Annotated in this window: 17 protein-coding genes; 8 read left to right on the top strand and 9 right to left on the bottom strand. The window is 53.3% G+C overall.

Annotated elements, in window-relative coordinates:
* Nucleotides 1–370: 370 nt before the first annotated feature.
* The 3 genes from EV681_RS00400 to EV681_RS00390 form a co-directional block, all read right to left on the bottom strand.
* Nucleotides 371–1087 (bottom strand): SDR family oxidoreductase, encoded by a 717-nt coding sequence (locus EV681_RS00400; RefSeq protein ID WP_130303027.1) that lies wholly within the window; start codon nucleotides 1085–1087, stop codon nucleotides 371–373.
* A 447-nt stretch (nucleotides 1088–1534) separates the two neighbouring features.
* Complete coding sequence (locus tag EV681_RS00395; protein WP_130303026.1) at nucleotides 1535–2527, bottom strand: Bug family tripartite tricarboxylate transporter substrate binding protein; 993 nt, start codon at nucleotides 2525–2527, stop codon at nucleotides 1535–1537.
* A 20-nt stretch (nucleotides 2528–2547) separates the two neighbouring features.
* Entirely contained in the window at nucleotides 2548–3642 is a 1095-nt protein-coding gene (locus EV681_RS00390; protein WP_130303025.1) for a mandelate racemase/muconate lactonizing enzyme family protein, read from the bottom strand.
* An 85-nt stretch (nucleotides 3643–3727) separates the two neighbouring features.
* Here EV681_RS00390 and EV681_RS00385 point away from each other — a divergent pair, with 85 nt between their 5' ends.
* Complete coding sequence (locus EV681_RS00385) at nucleotides 3728–4642, top strand: LysR family transcriptional regulator (RefSeq protein ID WP_242612083.1); 915 nt, start codon at nucleotides 3728–3730, stop codon at nucleotides 4640–4642.
* 36 nt (nucleotides 4643–4678) lie between these two features.
* On the opposite strand, the gene EV681_RS00380 is transcribed toward EV681_RS00385, so the two are convergent.
* Nucleotides 4679–5179, bottom strand: a complete 501-nt coding sequence (locus EV681_RS00380; RefSeq protein ID WP_130303024.1) for a GNAT family N-acetyltransferase — start codon at nucleotides 5177–5179, stop codon at nucleotides 4679–4681.
* A gap of 218 nt (nucleotides 5180–5397) precedes the next feature.
* Nucleotides 5398–5625 carry a hypothetical protein gene (locus tag EV681_RS00375; RefSeq protein ID WP_130303023.1) on the bottom strand — a complete coding sequence of 76 codons (228 nt, stop codon included), beginning with the start codon at nucleotides 5623–5625 and terminating at the stop codon, nucleotides 5398–5400.
* A gap of 319 nt (nucleotides 5626–5944) precedes the next feature.
* Between EV681_RS00375 and EV681_RS00370 the strand changes: the two genes are divergently transcribed.
* The 7 genes from EV681_RS00370 to EV681_RS00340 are packed head-to-tail and all read left to right on the top strand — an operon-like array spanning nucleotide 5945 to nucleotide 13492.
* Nucleotides 5945–6754 carry a MetQ/NlpA family ABC transporter substrate-binding protein gene (locus EV681_RS00370; RefSeq protein ID WP_130303022.1) on the top strand — a complete coding sequence of 270 codons (810 nt, stop codon included), beginning with the start codon at nucleotides 5945–5947 and terminating at the stop codon, nucleotides 6752–6754.
* 16 nt (nucleotides 6755–6770) lie between these two features.
* Nucleotides 6771–7958, top strand: a complete 1188-nt coding sequence (locus tag EV681_RS00365) for a methionine ABC transporter ATP-binding protein (RefSeq protein ID WP_130303021.1) — start codon at nucleotides 6771–6773, stop codon at nucleotides 7956–7958.
* Nucleotides 7942–8592 carry a methionine ABC transporter permease gene (locus EV681_RS00360; RefSeq protein WP_128393378.1) on the top strand — a complete coding sequence of 217 codons (651 nt, stop codon included), beginning with the start codon at nucleotides 7942–7944 and terminating at the stop codon, nucleotides 8590–8592. The genes EV681_RS00365 and EV681_RS00360 overlap by 17 nt, the downstream gene beginning before the upstream one ends.
* A 9-nt stretch (nucleotides 8593–8601) precedes the next feature.
* Nucleotides 8602–9846, top strand: coding sequence for an SfnB family sulfur acquisition oxidoreductase (locus tag EV681_RS00355; RefSeq protein WP_130303020.1), 1245 nt, complete (start codon nucleotides 8602–8604; stop codon nucleotides 9844–9846).
* Nucleotides 9847–9873: 27 nt separating this feature from the next.
* A complete protein-coding gene (locus EV681_RS00350) occupies nucleotides 9874–11151 on the top strand; it encodes an SfnB family sulfur acquisition oxidoreductase (protein WP_130303019.1) in 1278 nt (425 codons plus the stop codon).
* Nucleotides 11152–11191: 40 nt separating this feature from the next.
* Complete coding sequence (locus EV681_RS00345) at nucleotides 11192–12604, top strand: LLM class flavin-dependent oxidoreductase (RefSeq protein ID WP_130303018.1); 1413 nt, start codon at nucleotides 11192–11194, stop codon at nucleotides 12602–12604.
* Between the two features lie 21 nt (nucleotides 12605–12625).
* Complete coding sequence (locus tag EV681_RS00340) at nucleotides 12626–13492, top strand: amidohydrolase family protein (protein ID WP_130303017.1); 867 nt, start codon at nucleotides 12626–12628, stop codon at nucleotides 13490–13492.
* Between the two features lie 167 nt (nucleotides 13493–13659).
* Here EV681_RS00340 and EV681_RS00335 read toward each other — a convergent pair whose 3' ends face one another.
* Genes EV681_RS00335 through EV681_RS00320 form a run of 4 tightly spaced genes read right to left on the bottom strand, consistent with a single transcriptional unit; the run spans nucleotide 13660 to nucleotide 17644 of the window.
* On the bottom strand, nucleotides 13660–15018 hold the full coding sequence (locus EV681_RS00335) for an LLM class flavin-dependent oxidoreductase (protein ID WP_128393373.1): 1359 nt from the start codon (nucleotides 15016–15018) through the stop codon (nucleotides 13660–13662).
* A 25-nt stretch (nucleotides 15019–15043) separates the two neighbouring features.
* Nucleotides 15044–15754: an ABC transporter ATP-binding protein gene (locus tag EV681_RS00330; protein WP_128393372.1), complete on the bottom strand. Its 711-nt coding sequence runs from the start codon at nucleotides 15752–15754 to the stop codon at nucleotides 15044–15046.
* Complete coding sequence (locus EV681_RS00325; protein WP_130303016.1) at nucleotides 15751–16626, bottom strand: ABC transporter permease; 876 nt, start codon at nucleotides 16624–16626, stop codon at nucleotides 15751–15753. Before EV681_RS00325 ends, EV681_RS00330 begins: the two co-directional genes overlap by 4 nt.
* Nucleotides 16627–16636: 10 nt before the next feature.
* Nucleotides 16637–17644 (bottom strand): ABC transporter substrate-binding protein, encoded by a 1008-nt coding sequence (locus EV681_RS00320; protein ID WP_130303015.1) that lies wholly within the window; start codon nucleotides 17642–17644, stop codon nucleotides 16637–16639.
* Nucleotides 17645–17908 lie beyond the last annotated feature (264 nt).

Genomic DNA, 17908 nt, shown 5'->3' with positions numbered 1-17908 from the left:
TCCTAAAAAAGCTTGCCCTATGTCATTGGTCAAACTGGCCGATCCATCAGGGACCATCTTCACTGCGACTCCTCGATCAGCATCCTCAATATTTTCTAATGATTTTGAGCGAGAAGGGCGGCCAGAATTTGAAGGTGCCAATCGCAGCCTAGAGTTTATGATTCCAATCAAAGCTGGTCAGTAAAGCATATATGGACAGGTCGCTAATGGCGGAAACGAAGCTGTTCGGGTGAGGATGGACATTCTGTAGGACAGGGAACGACAGCACGTAGAACGTGAGCGCGCTTTAATTACCGATGGCCCTATTTAATATTGGACTAGGCATCGGCCAAGCTAGCCCGCGTTAAATATTAATAGAAATTGAAGTAACTTATCGTCCAGCCAAACTTGCTCCACCATCTACACTCAATATCTGGCCAGTAACATATCTGTTTTCCGGTTCAAGAAAAAAAACGCTAGCAGATGCTATTTCATTTGTTTCACCTAACCGAGCCATTGGTATACTGGCCAATATCTTGCGCTCAGCATCGCTTCCAATGGGCCTGGATTGTCGGAATAGGGCCGTTTCAACAGGGCCTGGAGCCACAGCATTTACATTAATATTAAAGGGCGCAAACTCCAGTGCCCAGGTACGAGTACAACCTACCAAAGCGCTTTTTGCCGCTGAGTAGGAGGTCCTTTCTCTCGACCCATAGATCGCTCTACTGGCAATGTTAACGATACTCCCGGCCCGTCTTTCTTTCATTGGCTCTATAAATGCTTTCGTTACTAGAATCGCGGTACGTACGTTCAGATCAATCACCTTGTAGAAAGAATCAAGGTCAAGGCTTTCCAGCGATTGAGGCATAGCAACGCCAGCATTGTTTACTATTCCGTAAATTTCATGCTCGTTGGAGATTTTGGATAATGTTTGTGTTGTTTGTTCGAGATCGAGTAGGTCACACGAAAATAATTTACCTGGAAAATCTACATTTTTAATGTCTCGCGCCAAGCCGATTACACTATGTCCCTTTTGAGCTAAACGCTGTGAAATAGCGAGGCCGATCCCTTTGGTGGCTCCCGTAACTAAATATTTAAGATTATTCATCTACACTCTGTTTTGTTAGTTCGATTGTTGCTGTAAAAATTGACACAGCGCCTGAGTCATCAACATATTTGCACGGATTAGAGAGTCAATTCCGGAAGTGCCACTACTAACGTTTTTTTTACGGCTTTACACATGTTTAAAGCCCGTATACGTATGTTTTCAATCATCTTAGATATATTATTGTGACCGAATGAATGCGCATTAGTCATTTCTGTAGTTTATCAAAATTGGATTCTCATCTCCAACAGAAATCGCAAACTTCGTTACCGTCGCAAAAGAAGTTCTTAGTTAATTAAAAACGATATTATTTTTTTACATTCATGCAGGCAATCAAATCTAAACCACTAATGTGCTGCTCGCAGCACATTGCTGTTGACGTCAAGGTTTTCCTATAGAGACACGCAATACCACCTTAATACTAGGGTTTTCACAAATGTGATTAATGAGCTATTCAGGCTTGAATGAGCCTTTTTTTATCACCCCCTTCCATTTCTCAATCTCATTTCTAATCTTAGTTTCGAACTCTGATGAACTGCTACCAACGGGATCAAAACCCAAATCCGCTAGCTTTTTTCCTAGTCCCCCGCTCTTAACTGAGTCAGCTATCGTCTTGGAAAATTGTTCAACAATAGAAGTTGGCACGTTTGCTGGACCTATCAAACCAAACATGGGAGATGTATCGACCCCAGGGAAGCCCAATTCTTCAAACGTGGGTACTTTTGGCAAATTGGTGATTCGGTGATGGCTGGTCGTCGCGATGGCTCGCAAACGGCCTGACACGATATATTCTCGCAATGTAGGGGCTGTAGCAAAAGCAAAATCGACCTGTCCGCCGAGCAAATCCGTAAATACAGTCCCGCCTCCACGATACGGTATGTGCTGCACTTTGATACCGACTTGTTGTTGTAGTTGTTCTCCTGCTAAATGCGGTGCGGTTCCGACCCCCGGAGAGGCATAAGTAAGCTTGCCTGGATTCGCTTTTGCAAGCTCAATAAATGATTTTATATCTGTTGCTTTTACTGAGGGGTGAACAACTAATACAAAAGGCGCTGTCGCGATCAATGAGATGGGTAAGAAATCATTGAGAGTGTCATAAGGTAATTCTGCAGCTCTGAGTCCCGGATTGATGGTAAACGCAGAATCCACCATTCCGATGGTATATCCGTCAGGTTTACTGGATGCCACGGCACGGGTTCCAATGATTGTTCCACCACCACCGCGATTTTCGACAACAACTGGCTGACCCCAAGCCTTAGCAAATACATCAGCCACCATGCGTCCAAGAGTATCGGATGCGGCTCCCGGGGGATAGGGAATATACAGGTGGACCGGCTGCTCGGGGAAAGATGCAGCTCCGGCGGCGGTGACACCCTCAAACGTTAATGCGGCAAAGGTAGTCAGTGAAGCTTTAATAAGAAATAATCTTCTTGAATTATGCATTTAATATCTCCTCGTATTATTTACTTGGCATACCTACCCTGAGCCAGATCTGGCTCAGGATCGGCTCCCAAACCTGGACTATCTGGAACGTCGATCCAGCCATTAACTAGGGGCACTGTTTGTGCATAAGGAATATGGGATAAGTCGACATACAACCTTTCCAGAGCTACTTCATAATCCAAGGAGGCAATAAGATGAAGACTCGCAAGGAACCCAGGCCCAAAGTAAGCAACTTGAGGTGCGCACTTTACTTTTGAATTGCACTCTCGAGAAATGGCGAGAGAAGCGCTGATTCCAATTTTGATTATGCTAGGTTGTACATAGTCCACAGCATCATCAACGATAAGCTGTTTCAGTGCGAAAGTACTGCTTGCGTTTTCTCCAACCGCTAACCGAACATTACATTTATTTTTAAGATGCTTAAGTGCAATATGATCCTCTGGGGGCCAGAGTGGTTCTTCAATCCAAAAAGGATCATATTGCTTCATTTCGTCGATGATAGCGAGTGCCTCTGAAGGCAACCAGGCACAGTTAGTGTCTACCATGATCGGGATTTCAGGGCCTGCAGCTTTTCTGGCTGCAGCCAGCGCAGTCGTAGTTCTTTCATGTAATTTGATTTCCGTATAGCCTTCTTGCAATGCTCGAGTGGCTACCATTTGAATTAGCTCAGCGTTGCTATAGTATTGGAGCAAGGAGGCATAGGCGCGGATCTTGCTCCGTTGCTTGCCGCCAAGTAAAACATATAAGGGCACCTTCTCTCGTTTCGCACGTAAATCCCATAAAGCTATATCCAACCCTGCTAACGCATGAACGATTGGTCCCGATCGACCCAAATTATGTAAGGTACGCTGCAAGTTTGTCAGAAGCTCGGGGGCACTTGCGTCTTTACCTTGGACAAGAGGTGAAATCAGTGCTTCGAATACTGCCATGAGTGCATCGGGTTCTGCACAGTAAGATTCTCCCCAGGCCACTACCCCGTCTTTGGTTACGAGACGTACCAGAGCACTGTCGATTTTGTTGCGAGGCTTTCCGGCAAATAAAGGTGGCGGGCTCCAATGATGAAAAGGCAGTCGCAGAGGGATGCAGTCGACCGAAACGATGTGATTAGGATTCATGGCTTAGTGCTTTGATACGTTTGCATGGTGGTGTGACGAGATATTATTGACATTTGTAATAGCTATGGTCAAATAGATAGATCACATGTTTTCATACAAAAATCATATGATTAATCGTAAGGATCTCGCGTTATTACGCGCAATGTACCAATACGGAACGGTCACGGCAGCTGCGACGTCTGTGCATATGACACAACCAGCGGCAAGCACGCTATTGCGTGAGATAGAAACACGTCTGGGCTTTACACTTTTCAGTAGGGAAAGCCGACGCTTGAATTTAACGCATCAAGGGCGCACGCTCATTCCAGAAGTTCTCAACGCGATGGCGGGAATTGAAGCAGTGGAACAATTGTCCGTAAATTTACGCCAGGAGGCGCTAACCCGACTTGTTGTCGGGGCGGTTCCTATTGCAGCTTATAGTCTGCTACCGGCTGCACTGGCGAGTATGAATCGCCGCCACCCAAAAGTGAACATTACGTTGCGAGCAGGAACGGCCATGGAACTGGTTGAAATGGCAACTGATCACCGGATTGATCTGGGATTAATTATCGGCGAACCAATAGATGGGAAGCGCTTAAATAGCGAACAACTTACCACGCTTTATTTATATGCTGTGATGCGCCCCGACCATCTGTGGGCTGCACGCACGGACCTCACCCTGCATGAAGTCGCTGGGTCTGCTCCAATAGTATTGGCTTCTTCCTTACCTGCGGGACGAGCTACAAAGGACATAATAGATGCAGAGAATTTGCCGTATCGGCCTATCATAGAAGTTGCGCAATCCTCAGCGGCATGTGCTTTGGCCGCTGAAGGGCTGGGTGTTGCTATCGTCGAAAGCCTGGGCGCCCATTACGCGGAGAAGCGGGGATTGATTGCCCACAGACTGGTACCTTTGAATAATGTTGCGCTAACACTGATGTGGTCAACTGATAGAGCGATGAGCGCTGCAGCAGAAACGCTAAAATGTTGCCTTAAGAAAAGTTCCGTCCAATTGCTATAAACCCAAACGTTACGACGTGCAGCGCGACTTGCATTATTAATTATCAATGATCGCCCACCGCTCATGGTCTCTCCACGCTCCATCTATAAACAGGTATTTAGGAGAAAATCCTTCCTTTTGAAATCCTACCCTGCGAACCAATTCAATTGAAGGTGTATTACCCGGTTGAATATTGGCCTCTAAGCGATGTAAGCCTAATTCCTCAAAAGCATATTTGACTGCCAATTGCAATCCGTCCGTCATTAGTCCTTTGCCTGCCATTGTTGAAGAGCCATAGAACCCTAGAAAACCACTTTGTAACGCCCCTGCTACTATTTCATTTATATTTATAATTCCAACTATTTTCCGTGATATTTCCTCTCTTACTACAAGCCCAACAACTGCTGCAGTAAGACAACGTGAAAACCAGTTCTTAAACCCTGTTTGATCTGTAAATGGTGAAACCCAAGGACGATGGTAGTGTTTATTTTGTGAATTGAATTCAATTAACTCTTGAGCATCCCCATGCACAGCGCGTTGAATATAGACCTTATTCATTATTCCTCCAACATAAATCCACTAATCCCAGGACCGCAACCAGAAATATAAACTACGCCAATTTGTAGATTATCGTGGCCCAGAAAAATAGCATATGAAAGCCGCAAAAAAAGCTGATAGTCGAACTGTAAGCGGTACCCCAGCGAGCTTCAGGGACACATTATCAGGCAGCAGCCAATTAGTCACATTTCGGATTCTTACCGATTAGCGTGCTGCCTTCACTCTTTCTTATGCTTGGCAGCCTCGTTCATCATCTCCGGCGTAATTGTAATAGCGTTCGGTGAAGCTTGATCGCCGATTTTCAGGATCGCTGAAGAGAACAATCCACTAAGAATCACAAACGCAGCGATAGATACAAGAACTCGCAACAACGTGGGTATTCTTCCCAGAAAATAATATATAACTGCGGCAATCAACGCAAATAGAAAAAAAAGCACTCCGATCATTAGCCTGCTACCCCACATTCATGCCTGGACGCTTACTGACGGAGCGCGTTCGTACATTCTTTGCAAATGTTCATTGAGAAATAGTCGAATCTCTTCGCACGCGAGATCGCACGTGCTGCCGTTGCGTCTGGCGTCTGGTTCGACTGTCTTATTGTAGCCATGCATAAGCAAAGCGGGTATAGAAATAACCGCATTCGCTCATAAACAAATATGATAAATATTGTTTGATATAGGAACAGCCGATGTTGTAATGATTACGAGTTCAGTGCGCATCCGAGGTGCATCACGAACGTCATTTCATTTTTTTTTCGGGATTTTTATGATACACAAAGTCATGGCAACGCTTGCTTCTGTCTTCCTGTTATTTGCCGCCGCTACGTCCGTACAGGCGGGTACGCTCCGGATCGGTGTGGTGCCTGGCGCCTATGCAGACTCGGTCACTATCGCAGCGCAAGAGGCCAAAAAAGAAGGCATTGACGTCAAGGTGGTTGAATTTACCGACTGGACCACGCCCAACGTTGCACTCAATTCCGGCGACCTGGATGTCAATTACTTCCAGCATGAACCATTTCTGAAAAATGCCAATGAAAAACAGGGATTCGAGCTGGTTGCCGTCGATACAGGCATTCTGTCAAATATCGGCCTGTATTCCCTGAAGCACAAAGCCATCGCTGATATTCCTGAAAACGGTAAAGTTGCTATCGCCAACGATCCCGTCAACCAGGGGCGCGGCTTACTGTTGTTGCAAAAGACAGGCCTGATCAAGTTAAAAGCCGATGTCGGCTTCCTTGGAACACTGGATGACATCACGGAAAATCCCAAGCAACTGCAGTTCGTGGAGGTCGAAGGGCCCCAACTGGCGCGTATTACCAGCGATGTAGATCTTGCTCTGGGCTACCCGCATTTTATCGTTGCAGCCAAAGCGTTCGATCCCTCCAGTGGACTGATTTATTCAGGGATAGAAGATGCCCAGTTTGCCATTCGCTTCGTGACGCGTAAAGACCATGCGAACAATCCCGATCTGAAAAAATTCATTGAAATCTATCATTCCTCAGCTGCGGTAAGCAAAGACATTCACCGCGCTTTTTCCAATGATGACAGGCTTTACGCGCTTGCCTGGAAGAAATAAACCGACGGCCAACGCAATGACCTACACGACAGCATTGGGGAACAACAGTTTCCGCCTCGACATCCATAACGGCCCGGTGCCGCAGACGCAGCCCTTACAGGATGAAATCAATGCAGAAAACGATGCTGCCGCCACCGCTCAAACGACTGGCGGCACGGTGACCTTTGATAAGGTGTGCAAGACGTATCATGCCTCTGGCGGCGCAGTGCATGCCTTGCAGGATATTTCCCTGCATATTCCTGCTGCCAGTATTTTTGGCATAATTGGTCGCTCTGGCGCCGGCAAGTCAAGTCTGCTACGCACGATCAACCGGCTTGAGGCTCCCAGCAGCGGCAATGTGAAAGTCGATGGCATTGACATCGCTTCGCTTAATGAGGCTGAGCTGGTGCGCTTGCGCAGACGTATCGGGATGATATTCCAGCATTTCAATCTGCTGTCAGCCAAATCCGTCTGGGACAATATTGCCTTGCCACTGCAGGTGGCTGGCGTGTCCAGGCCGGAAATCAAGCGTCGCGTCACGCAATTGCTTGAGCTGGTGGGTCTTTACGACAAACGCAATACGTTTCCGCAGCGTCTTTCGGGTGGGCAAAAGCAGCGTGTCGGCATTGCCCGGGCACTGGTTCACCATCCGGAAATCCTGCTCTGTGATGAAGCGACCTCGGCGCTGGACCCCGAGACCACGCGGGGCATCCTGCAGCTACTGAAAGATATCAATAAGCGCATGGGTATCACCATTGTGCTTATCACACATGAGATGAGCGTGATCCGGCAAGTATGTGATCAGGTTCTGGTTCTGGAAAATGGCAAGATTGCTGAATCGGGTCCCGTCTGGAGTCTGTTCGGTGCGCCCTCTCACGAAGCAACCAAAGCATTGCTGGCCCCGTTGCAACATCAGCTTCCCGAAGATCTCCGGATACGCTTGCAGTCCATGCCACCAGCGGCAGGAGGCTACGAACAGATTCTGCAGCTGTCCTACAACGGCCACGGCGGACTGGAACCAGACCTGTCATTGATAGGACGGGTCCTCAATACCCAGGTTCGCCTGTTGCATGGGGGCGTAGACCGGATCCAGGGCCACGCACAGGGCCGCCTGCTCATCGCCGTTCCCGGCCAGGTTGCAGTCGCCGAAGCGGCCACCACCGGCATCGACCAGCCCGCTATCGCGCATCACGTGGAGACCATCGGTTATGTCGCTCTCGATTGATCGCTACTGGCAAGCTTTTGTCGATACCCTGATCATGGTCGGCGTATCAGGCGCCATCGCTTTTCTTGTCGGCATTCCGCTAGCGGTTCTGCTGATCATTACCTCGCCCGGTGGGTTTCTGCAATCGCCACGCATCAACCAGATCCTGGGAAGCGTGATCAATGGCTTTCGCGCCACGCCGTTTATTGTACTGATGGTGGCGCTTATTCCCTTTACGCGTCTTGTTGCCGGCACCTCCATTGGCGTATGGGCTGCCGTCGTGCCGCTGGCCATCAGCGCCACCCCCTTCTTTGCACGCATCGCCGAAGTCAGCCTGCGCGAAGTGGATCCCGGCCTGATCGAAGCGGCTCAAGCCATGGGCTGCAGAAAATGGGATATCGTGCGCCATGTCCTGCTGCCCGAAGCGCTGCCGGGGATCATTGGCGGCGTCACCATTACCCTGGTAACACTGATCAGCGCCTCGGCCATGGCCGGCGCAGTGGGGGCGGGCGGGTTGGGTGACCTGGCAATACGTTATGGCTACCAACGCTTCGACACGCCCGTGATGCTGATCGTGATTGCAATTCTTATCGTACTGGTCACGGTAGTACAGCGCTGCGGTGATCTCTACATTCGCTGGCTCAAAAACCGATAAGGACAGGCTATGGATGACCATCATACGCATGCGGCAACAAAACATAGCCGGCACCCTTCTACGACCCAGCCAGCCCGGATCCGCACTGATCAGGAGGCGATTCAGACAGCGCGGGTACTGGCGCAAGACTTTGCCGCCAGCGCCGCAAAACGGGACCGCGAGCGCATCCTGCCCTGGCAGGAAATAGAGACTTTTACGGCCAGTGGCCTGGGTGGCATTACCGTGCCGGCGCGCTTTGGCGGCGCCGATGTATCCTATCTTACGCTTGCCAAAGTCTTTGCCATTATCAGCGAGGCAGATCCGTCGCTGGGACAAATTCCGCAAAACCATTTTGCCGTTCTGCAACTGCTCCGGGAAACCGGCACGCCGCAACAGCAGGCCCGCTGGTTCGCCGATGTACTGAACGGCCACCGGATCGGCAACGCCGGTCCCGAGCGCAAGGCCAGGGCAGGTCTCATTACCCAGCCAACCACTCATATTGTGCGCACCGCCGAAGGGCTGCGACTGAACGGCACCCGTTTTTATTCGACCGGCGCCCTATTTGCTCACTGGATACCGCTGCGCGCCTTGCACGAATCGGGCAACGCCGTACAGGTTTGGGTTCGGCGCGATGCGCCCGGCGTCACCGTTGTGGATGACTGGGATGCCTTCGGCCAGCGCACCACCGCCAGCGGCAGCGTGGTCCTGGAGAATGTCCCGATTGACGAAGCGGACATTGTGGACATGACGGCTGTGCCAACGCTACCTAATTTGGCCGGACCTGTATCACAACTGATCCATGCCGCCATTGACGCCGGGATTGCGAGCAGTGCCTTGCATGACGGATTGGCGTTCGTACGCGACCATAGCAGACCCTGGGTCGACGCCGGCGTCAGCCAGGCCAGTGATGATCCTTACATTATTCAGGAAGCGGGCAAACTACAGATTGAAGTGGATGCCGCCCACGCGGTGCTTGAGGAAAGCGCGGCCACACTGGATACCATCGCACAACAGCCCGTGACCGATGAGTCCAGCGCGCAGGCATCCATTGCCGTGGCGCTGGCCAAAATACTAACCGGCGAAGCGGCCATTAATGCCAGCGAGCAATTGCTGGCGCTGGCCGGCTCAGCGTCAACCCGTGAAAAACATAATCTGGACCGTCACTGGCGCAACGCCCGGGTTCACACATTGCACGACCCCATACGCTGGAAATACCATTCTCTGGGGGATTTTTTGCTTAACGGCACCTTGCCGCGCCGTCACCAGTGGAACTAGAACCAGGCCACGCAGGGCAGGAACCTTATGACAAACGCAAATTTTAAAGTCGCATTGGATACCAATGTCACAGATTTTGATGCAGGGGCTGAAGGTACGTTCCCCGGACGCTTTTCTCACAGGGCAGACCGTATCGACGATGATGCCCATGCCATCGCCACGGCTGAAGCACTGGCGCTATCGTTTGCCAAAAACGCAGTCCAAAGGGATCGCAACCGTATCCTGCCGTGGGAGGAAGTCAATCAGTTCAGTCAGAGCGGATTGTGGGCTGCAAGCGTGCCCAGGGAGTATGGCGGCGCCGGGATTACCGCTACAACGGTCGCGCGTATATTTGCGATCATCTCGGCCGCAGATGGTTCGCTCGGACATATTCCCCAAAATCATTTCTATGCCCTGGAAGTGCTGCGCATTGCCGGTACGGAATCACAAAAGCGATATTTCTACCGTCGCGTGCTGGATGGTGAGCGCTTTGGCAACGCCCTGGCAGAAATCGGACACCGGGACTTCAAGCGCCGCACGCATCTGGAAAGAACCGACACGGGCATTTATGTGACGGGTCGCAAGTTTTATTGTACTGGTGCGTTGTTTGCCCATTGGATACCCACGCTGGTCTCGGCGCAGGAGGCATCGGGCGACACCATGTATCTGGTATTTATCCCGGCCAACGCGACAGGCGTAACCATTACCGATGACTGGGACGGCTTTGGCCAACGCGTGACTGGCAGCGGTTCGGTCGCCTTTGATCGGGTGCAGGTGCAAGCGGAATGGATTGTGCCCTTCCAGGTCCATTTTGACCAGCCCTCGACCATCGGGCCCCACGCCCAATTGCTACACGCTGCCATTGATCTGGGCATAGGCCATGGCGCATTCGATGCCATGTTGCCGTATATCCGCGATCATGCCCGCCCCTGGATCGATTCGGGCGTGTCACGCGCTGCCGACGATCCGCTCACCCTAAGGGAGATCGGCAATGTACACGTACGGTTGCGGGCAGCGCAGGCCTTGTTAAACCGCGCTGCGCAAGCGGTCGATCGCGCCAGAGGGACCACCGACGAGGCCTCGGTCGCCGCTGCCTCGGTTGCGGTGGCCCAGGCAAAAGCCCTTTGTACTACGGCAGGACTGCTTGCAGCAAATGCCCTCTTTGAGCTGGCCGGCACCTCGGCAACGCTGGGCGGACATGCCCTGGACCGTTACTGGCGCAACGTGCGCACCCACACCTTGCATGATCCGGTCCGCTGGAAATATCACGCGATCGGAAATTATGTGCTCAATGGCAAGCTGCCACCCCGGCATGGTGCGATATGACTCTGCATACCCGTCCTTCGTCCAACAGGATAGATAAACCATGACCCGCAAGAAAATACTGTTGAATGCATTTAATATGAATAGCATTGGCCATATTCACCATGGCATGTGGACCCATCCCCGGGACCAGTCTAACCGGTACAACACGATTGAATACTGGACACATATCGCACGCGTGCTGGAACGTGGATTCTTTGACGGGCTGTTTATTGCCGATATCATCGGCTACTACGATGTATTCGAAGGCAATGTTGACCTGACCCTGAAAGAAGCCATCCAGTTGCCGGTCAACGACCCCTGGACCCTGGTGTCGGCCATGGCTGCCGTCACGGAACACCTGGGATTTGGCGTTACCGCAAATATCCATACAGAGACACCGTACAGCTTTGCCCGCAAGGTCAGCAGCCTGGATCACCTGACGCGCGGCCGTCTTGGCTGGAATGTTGTGACCGGTTACCTGGATAGCGGCGCCCGTGCAATGGGACGGGATGGGCTGGACGAGCACGATAAACGCTATGATCGGGCCGATGACTTTCTGCAGCTTTGCTATAAATTATGGGAAGGCAGCTGGGAGGACGGGGCCATTATCAGGGATCGCAACGGCCGCATCTATACTGACCCGAACAAAGTCCATGCCATTGCCCATAACGGCCCATACTATCGCGCCCACGGCTATCACAGCTCGGAGCCCTCGCCACAGCGTACGCCTGTACTGTACCAGGCCGGCAGTTCCGGGCGCGGCAGGCAGTTTGCCAGTCGCCATGCTGAGTGTGTATTCATTGCGGCATCCGATCCGGCAACGGCCAAGGCGGCATCGACCAAATTGCGTCAGGATTTTGTTAACGCGGGCAGGCAGGCTGACGACGTCAAAATCTTTGTCGGCATTGCCGTTATCACCGGACAAACGCAGGGACAGGCCTGGGAAAAATATGAAGAGTACCTGCGCTACGCCAGTGCGCAAGCCGGTGTGGCGCATTTTTCCTCAAGCACGGGGATCGATTTTTCCCGTTTTGGACTGGACGAGCCGATAAGCTACGGTCAATCCAATGCCATGCAGTCTGCCTCTCAAACCGCCAGCCAGCAGGGCTGGACGCGGCGCGATTTGCTCAACCAGCACAAACTTGGCAGCCGCTACCCCACACTTGTCGGAGATGCCCGCGAGGTGGCCGACCAGTTGGAGCGCTGGATCGACGAGGGTGATATTGATGGATTCAATCTGTCACGAATCGTTGTGCCCGAAACCTACGAGGATTTTGTCGATCTTGTTGTTCCCGAGTTGCAGGCCAGAGGACGCTATAAAACTGCCTATGAGCCAGGCACCTTGCGTCACAAGCTATTTGAACGGGGCGCGACGTTGTCCAGCTCACACTTCGCATCGCAATGGCGTCACCCGCATCAGGCAAGCGCTGATCAATCGGCGCCAAGCGTTGCCGCTGCCATAGAAGAAAATTGATATCACAACCAAGGACCCGAATTGAAAGTCATTGATATGCGATGCCGTCCGGCTTTTTTACATGATTTTTTTGGCGCCACGCCTGGCTCTGCCACACATGACACAGCCCGATGGCTCAATCGTCGGGTGGGGACCATTGGCAACGATGCCCATTTCGAACGGTCACTCACGCAAGACGGCTTTCTGGGTGAGGTACGCGACGCGGGCTTAACGCATGCGGTCGTCGTGGGCCGGCACACGCCATCCCAGCATCTGCCCAACGAAAAAATACACGATATCGTGCACAATCACCCTGAGCTTATCGGCATTGCCGCTGTGGACCCATCGATACAGGGGGAGCAGGCAGCCATTGACGCGGCCACCTACGCCATACGAGAGTTGGGATTGGCAGGTCTGGATCTGGAGCCGGGATTCTGCGAACCGGCCCGACATCCTGATGACCCCATCTACTGGCCGATCTATGAGCTGGCCAGCCAGTTGAAGGTGCCAGTATTTCTGATGAGTGGCCCGACGACGCCCGACCCGCGATTCAACGATCCGGCCGCGGTGGCAAAAGTGGCCCAGGCCTTTCCGCAGTTGCCTATTGTTATTTACCATGGATATTGGCCCAACGTGCACCAGGCAATCGGACTGGCCTTTCGCTATGAAAATATCAAACTGGTGCCGGATATGTATCTCTTTCAGGCCGGCAGCGATGCCTACATTCATGCAGCCAACAGTTATATGTCCAGCCAGTTGTTGTTCGGATCGTCATATCCCTTTCGCCCGATCGGGCAAAGTATCGACGATATCGCCAAACTGGGCCTGAAAGCATCGGCGATTGAAGATGTCCTGTACAACAACGCTGCCGCGCTCTTTCAGCTTGAACCTGTCAGTGGCCACGAATGAATTGGTAATCTTTTCCCAAGCCCTGTGGCCGGTATATGAAGACGGCCAACCCCATCCATCCCGACATTGCAACTACAACGAGCCAGGAATGGATGGTTTTGGGTGTGATTACATACGTCATCAAGGACACGATATGACTAGCGACAGTGCGACGCTTGCGTCAAGCGTTAGACGGCAATCGCAACGCCCTGACCCACGTTTTGTGTCCAACGGCTGGGTACCGCGTCTAATCCGTAATGCCCGCGCAAGGTGGAGGACTCGTATTCCCTGCGGAACAGCCCCTTTTTTTGCAGAATGGGTACAACGTGTTCCACAAAGTCGTCCAGATGGCCGGGCAGCACGGGTGGCATCACGTTAAAGCCGTCGGCGGCACCGCTGCGAACCCAGTCTTCGATCGTGTCTGCGATGCGTTGTGGGGAGCCAGCCAGCGTGAAGTGTCCCCGCGCACCGGCCAGCCTGTGCAGCAACTGGCGTAAGGTCAGACGCTCGCGCGCCACCAGGCCGGTAATGACCACGGCCCGACTCTTTGCTGCCTGAACGGTGGCCGGGTCTGGAAAATCTTTCAGCGTTAGCACATGATCAAGATCAAGATGGGAAAAATCAAAGCCGCCGAAACGGTCCGACAGACGAGTGAGACCGACCTGCGGATCGGTTAGCTCGTTCAGTTCGTTCCACGTCCGCAAGGCTTCCTCATCCGTTGAACCAATGACAGGACTGATGCCCGGCAGTACGACAACCTGCTCGGGCGAGCGGCCGGCCTGTCTGGCAGCCGCTTTGAGTTCGGTGTAGAAGGCGGTGGCGGTGCTCTTTTCGAGGTGAGCAGTGAATACAGCCTCGGCGTGTCTGGCGGCAAACCGGATACCCGTTGCCGACGAGCCGGCCTGGACCAGCACTGGTCGACCTTGTGGGCCTCGGGCAATATTTAACGGGCCCGCAACCTTGACGTGCTTGCCTGCGTGATTGACCGCGGCGATGCGGTCGGTACGTGCATACACCGCCTGCTGGGGATCGTCGACGATGGCATCTTCGGCCCAGCTGTCCCATAGTTTGAGTACGGCATCGACGAAATCATAGGCGCGGTCGTAGCGCTGCTCGTGTAACGGCTGGATATCAATGCCAAAATTCTGATTGGCACCCCTGACCCAGGATGTGACAATGTTCCACCCTACCCGACCATTCGTGATATGGTCCAGAGAAGCGAACAGGCGCGCCAGATTGAATGGTTCGTAGTAGGTCGTCGAGGCGGTGGCGATAAAACCGATATGCCGGGTGGCCGCCGCCATGGCAGCCACGGTGGTCAAGGGTTCGAGTGCGCCGCCGGCGACATGGCCAATGCCTTCATTCAGTGCCAATCCGTCGGCAAAGAAGATCGAGTCGAATTTACCTTCTTCGGCTTTTTTGGCCAGCGACTCGTAGTAGCGAATATCAGTAAGGGGCAGTCGCGTGGCACGAGGATGACGCCAGCCCGCTTCATGGTGGCCGCGGCCGTGTACAAACAGATTGAGGTGGATGCTTTTTTGAGTCATTGCGAGCCTTGGATGTTGAAGGCGTTCAGGCCAGTTCGGTAACGCCCAGCGCGGCCAGCAGTTCGTCGCGCAGGTCGTCGAATGCCTGGCGGTTCTTGCGCCGGGGATGGGTTATTGCAATCTGTCGGTCCAGCGTAATAAGGCCATCGTCCATCAGCAGTACACGGTCTGCCAACAGCAACGCTTCTTCCACATCGTGCGTGACCAGCACGACAGTCGGGCGATGAATCTGCACCAGATTGAGCAACAGCGATTGCATACGTAATCGCGTCAATGCATCGAGCGCACCAAATGGCTCGTCTGCCAGCAGCAGTCGGGGCCGCCGGACCAGCGAGCGGGCCAGTGCGACACGCTGCTGCTCGCCACCCGACAAGGCGTTGGGCCATGCCTCTTCGCGCCCGCCTAGTCCGACACTTGTCAGCGCCTGGCGCGCCCGGTCCTGCGCATCCGCATCGTGCAGGCCGAGCGTCACGTTACGTAGCACGTTATCCCATGGCAGCAGGCGCGAGTCCTGAAATAACACGGAAAGGCTGGCCGGCACCACGATGTGGCCATCACCTGCCACATCGGTATCCAGCCTGGCCAATGCCCGGAGCAGCGTACTTTTGCCAGAACCGCTTTTGCCGATCAACGCGACGAACTCGCCGGGAGCAATCTCGAAGGTGAGCCGATCCAGCACGGTGCGCGTGCCAAAGCGGCGGGACAGGTTATGAACTTTGACTGCCGCTTCACTCATGATCCGATCGCCTTGCGATAGCTCAGGGCCTTGCGTTCCCACAGGCGAACCAGGGTGTCCGATCCCAGCCCCAGCAGAGCATAGATTAGCAGCCCGACTACAATAACGTCGGTCTGACCATAGTCTCGAGCCCGGTTCATGACATACCCGATACCCTCGGTCGTGTTGATTTGCTCCAGCACCACCAGCGCTGTCCAGCAGGTTGTCACGGCCAGTCGCAGGCCGGTGAAAAAGCCAGGCAGCGCGCCCGGTAGCGCCACGCGGCGAATGAACTCCCATCGGCTCAGACCTGCGCTCTGAGCCAGTTCCACGTAACGGATGTCAATACCCCTGAGTGCTGCATGCGTGTTGATGTAGATGGGTACCATCACACTGCTTGCAATTAGCGTGATTTTCATTGCCTCGCCGATACCCAGCCACATTATTGCCAGCGGAATCAGAGCCAGGGTCGGCACCGCGCGCTTGATCTGCACCACCCCGTCGAAGCTGGCTTCACCTACGCGGCTAAGTCCGGACACGAGCGCCAGCGCCAGTCCGATCAGTACCCCGGAGAAAAGCCCGATATACGCCCGCTGCGCGGACGCCCAGAAATGATCGGCCAGCGAACCGTCGGCCAGCAGGCTCAGGCCGGTGAGTATTGCGGTGCTGGGTGCGGCCAGCTGCCTCGGACTCAATAGACCCGATTGCGAAGCAAGCTCCCACACCAGCAATAGGACGAGAGGGCCGCTTAGCAGCCCCCAGGCGCCCAGTTTGCGCGGCAGCAGAGAGCGCGAGCCGGTGACAGACACGCTATCGTTGGTGGGGCTGTCGGAATTGACCCACCGGGCGCCAGCTTTTTGCTTGTCAGCAGTGTGTGCAAATGGTGTACTCATGTCGGTAACCTCAATTTTTTTCTGTGCTGAGACCTGACACGGCACCGCGAATGATGTCATCGAAGCGTAAGTCAAATTCCTCGCGGGCATCAAGTTTTCGGGGCAGATCGCCAGCTTCATATATCAGATCGATCAGGTGCTGCTGTGGGGCGACGGAGTCGGACAGCAGCGGATAGTTGGTCTTGCCCTCGGCCTTGACGATTGCCAGCCCATCGGCTTGCGTCAGATTCTGGTTTTTCACGTAATAGGCCTGCACCCACTGCTCCGGATGCTTAACGGACCAGTCATTGGCCTTGATCCAGCTTGCCACAAACTGCCGGATCGCCGCATAGCGGGCCGGGTCATTAAGCGCTGCCTCGCTGGCATACAGATAGGATGTGTTACTGGGCAGACCCGCGTGGGCTGACTCGGGCAGGGCGCTGGCCTTTTCAGCTGCATAATCGCGCAGGTAGCGGCTGAAATGTGGCTCGTTAATTGCTGCCACATCAACTTGTCCTGCACGGATGGCCGCCGGGAAATCGCCTGCACGTAACGGAACCAGCGTTACGTCTTTTTTTGTCAATCCTGCCAGCTTAAGGGCTGACAACACAAATGGCTGACGTCCTGTGCCTTCGGCATACGCGATCTTGCGGCCTTTGAGGTCCTTCAGACTATTGAGCACCAATCCAGGCCGTACTGCCAACTGATAGTCCGGTCCCGAATTGGTCCGTACTGCGATGATCGGCAGTTTTTCACCGGCTGCATGCGCCTGTATCGGCGGCGTGTTGCCCACAACAGCCAGGTCGAGTGCACCGGCCCGAAACGCTTCCAGGATCGCCGGGCCGCCCAGGAAATTGGCATAGCTGACTTCGGACGATAATTTGGCCTGTTCGCCCGATGCCTTGAGTAACGTTTGGAGCGCTTCATTCTGATCGGCAATCACCAGTTTCGTATTGGCCGGTACCACTGGGCCGGCGTACGAGATCGTGGCAGTCAGGGCGGAAAGGAGCATCGCAGAGCGCAGAATGTGTTTATACATGTATTGAATGATGTCTTGTTTTCTTGACGAGAACACGTATGTGCGACAGCTGATGCCCGCTTCCACTTATCACAACTGTGATTGGAAAACGGGCGGTGTACTGTTCTCGGCTGATTAAATAAAGGAGCGAACGTGACGTTTATTAAAACATTGCGCTTCTTTAGATCAAACAATATTTAATGCATTTGTTTATGCCAGAACGAGTCAAGGGTCCGGGATTGTCACCGTAGCGCAGACCTGATGACGGCATAAAGTGTTACGGCA

Source organism: Advenella incenata, from assembly GCF_004217095.1.
Lineage (GTDB): Bacteria > Pseudomonadota > Gammaproteobacteria > Burkholderiales > Burkholderiaceae_B > Advenella > Advenella incenata.
Note: the sequence above shows the minus strand (reverse complement) of the source record. Positions and strands in the feature narration are given on the sequence as shown.